General features: G+C 63.6%; 1 protein-coding gene. It reads right to left on the reverse strand.

Features of this window, described 5'->3' with window-relative positions:
* Positions 1-1,678: 1,678 nt before the first annotated feature.
* Positions 1,679-2,245: a hypothetical protein gene (locus AL3_RS17890; RefSeq protein ID WP_151724099.1), complete on the reverse strand. Its 567-nt coding sequence runs from the start codon at positions 2,243-2,245 to the stop codon at positions 1,679-1,681.
* Positions 2,246-2,952: the final 707 nt, after the last annotated feature.

The raw sequence follows: 2,952 nt of genomic DNA on the forward strand, positions 1-2,952 counted from the left end.
GCGATGCCGGCGCCTCCGGCCCGTTGCTCGGTGCGCAGATAATGCGGGTTGCTGGGGTCCTGGTCGCCGGAGCTGCGCACCCACCCCTACCTGCCGGGTGGTGCTCCGCGGCCGGACTCCCTTGGTGCGCAGATAATGCGGGTTGCTGGGGCCCAGGTCACCAGAGCTGCGCACCCAGCGATGCTGGCCTCCCACACGGGTTGCTCGGTGCGCAGATAATGCGGGTTGCTGGGGCCCAGGCAGCCGGAACTGCGCACCCACGCCTACCTGCCGGGTGGTGCGCAGGTAATGCGGGCTGTTGGCGTTCTTGGTCGCCGGGCCTGCACACCCACGCAGGGGAGTCTCCGGCCCGTCTCCTCGGTGCGCAGGTAATGCGGGTTGCTGGGGTCTAGAGCACCAGAACTGCACGCCAATGCCGACCGGCCTGGATGGTGCTCAGCACTTAGACCCCTTGGTGCGCAGGTAATGCGGGCTGTTGGCGTTTTTGGTCACCGGACCTGCCCACCCACGCAGGGGAGTTTCCGGTGGCCTCCTCCTCGGAGCGGAGCTGACGCGGGGTTGCTGGGGTCCAGGTCGCCAGAGGTGCACGCCAATGCCGACCGGCCTGGGCGCTGCTCAGCACTGGACTCCCTGGTGCCGGACTCTTCAGTGCGCAGCTAATGCGGGTTGTTGTCGTTCTTGATCGCCAGAGGTGCGCACCCAGACGGGGAACCTCAACCGCTCGCATGACTTCCGGGGCCAAGTGAGCCCGCAGTTCCCACCCCTCGTGACAGAAGTGACCTGCTGTGACCTCACCCGCCTCATGGGCAACGACGGCTGGGAAACACGGCGGTCACCCACTCTCCCCAACCCCGACTGCCGCCGTATTTGAACAACTCGGCCATCGCAGCGACACGCCTTCCCACTCTCCGTGACAGGTGTAACCTCCTGAGGTCACACCAGCCCCGGGACGCAACAAAGAGTGGGAACGCGTGCTGGAGTGGACGGGCCAGGGATGGACGGGTTGCAGCCGTTCCTGGTTGGCAGAGGTGCGCACCCATGCGGGGGAGTGTGCGGTGACGGCGTCCCGGTGCGCAGATAATGCGGGGTGCCGACGTTTAGGTCACCAGACCTGCGCACCCAGCGATGCCGATCTTCGACACGGACCTCCCGGTCCGCGGTAGTGGGGCTCGAAGAAGATCCGGATCATCCAGACCTGCTTCCCCCGGCGGGTAGTTTCCGGCGCCCGCCTCCTCGGAGCGCAGCTAACGCGGGTTGCTGGGGTCCGGGTCGCCAGAGGTGGGCACCACCATGCCGACCTGCCTGGTGGGTGCTCCGCACATAGACTCCCTGAAGCGCCGATACGGTGGGTTGCCGCCGTTCCTGGTTGGCAGAGGTGCGCACCCAGGTGGGGGGAGTCTCCGCTGCCGGCGCCCGGGTGCGCAGATAATTTGGGGTGCCGACGTTTAGGTCACCGGAGCTGCACACCCAGTGATGCCGGCGTTTCGCACGGACCGTCCGGTCCGCGGATATGGGGGCTCGAAGAAGATCCTGGCCATCGGACCTTCGCATCCACGCCGACCTGTCTGGGTGGTACTCCGCAGCCAGACGGGCGAGCGCCGAGTAAGAGTGCATACGAGGAGCTCGTATCCGACCCGTCGGACGGTTAGGTTTCTACTTGGCTCCATATGTTGCTGGTTCAGCGGCTGGTCTGGAGTGCCTCCGCGTAGAGTCGTGGGTCATTCCTCGTGTCAGCTGAGATGACAAGATGGCTGCCGTTCAGACGCTGCGCGAAGTACCCCCGATAGGGCAGCACGATGATCGTCGTGACTCCGTCTTTCCATGCCTTAACCAGCGCCGGGAGACTGTCCCGTTCAGAGCGGGAAGGGAAGGTCGGCAATGTCTGTCTATCCCAACTATTGAAGGCCGCCAGATCCACCCCCTCCTCGCCGTATTCGACGGTCCAGAACGGGGGTACAAAGGGGTGGAGATCCTGTCCAGGTCCCGAGAGGTTCTGCATTTCGTACTGTGAGATTGGTGCGTCTTGTACAGTGCTCACGTTGAACCAGGCCCAGCTGCGGTCCCACTGCTGCTTCCATCGTTCATCCCACACCTCGAAGCTTGCTGACTCCGGGATCTTCGATGCACCTGTCGCAGCCACAGGGCTGAGTTCCGGGATCTCGATATCCTGGGCGACCATCCACGCCTGCCGGATGAAGAGCAGCATCTTCAGGTTCTGTGCGTGGTCGTCAATCCTGATGGTCATGTCCTTTGGCCAGGCAAACCGACGAAAAAGCCCCACTCCCCACATAGCGACTCCTACCTTTTGTCGGACGGACCGAGACCGGCCGCTGGCGCCAGCATCGCACTCGGTTTACCGCCAGTAAATGGTGCGCTCCAGGCCGGAGGCCCCGATCCTGGAGGTGTCCACTGGGGGCGGGGGCAGGTTTTTCCCGTGCTAGCAACGGATGAAGTCGCCCAAGACCCCGGTATCGAACACCGCCTGAGCCCTCCGGTCCTATCAGATGCAGCTGTCCGCTCTCTCGACCACAACTGGAGTCACCGGCCGGCTCGTCCACGACGGATTCTGACTGCGCGGATACTGAGGCTCCGTGCCGGCCGGGATAAGGCGATGCATCGAAGCCAGGATATAGAGGAGGCTAATTCTTCGTATACTTACTTTTGCGGATTTCACCGCAGACTGCAGGCCTAATATCCGTTATTCAAGACCTCTCTCAGCTGGGCTGGCAGCGGCTGCGACGGAGGATATCTCCGACGTGGTGCAGGACACCTTGATTCGATTTGCACGCCCGCCCGGCGCCGTGTAATGTTTTCTGAGTCGCCGCGGCCGGGACGCTGAGAAAGCGCCCGAAGCATGGCGGCCAAACCCCAACTTCCTTTCGATGGTGGATCTGCTGCGCGCCTTGTGTGCCGGCGGGAAAGCCTGACAATGAATGCTGGGTTCGGACAGCT

It is taken from the genome of Arthrobacter luteolus NBRC 107841 (assembly GCF_001552075.1).
Taxonomy (GTDB): Bacteria; Actinomycetota; Actinomycetes; order Actinomycetales; family Micrococcaceae; genus Arthrobacter_B; species Arthrobacter_B luteolus.

What these genes read in the sequence shown, in the direction of transcription:
- AL3_RS17890 (WP_151724099.1), bottom strand. Translation starts at nt 2,245, where the DNA reads ATGACCATCAGGATTGACGACCACGCACAGAACCTGAAGATGCTGCTC.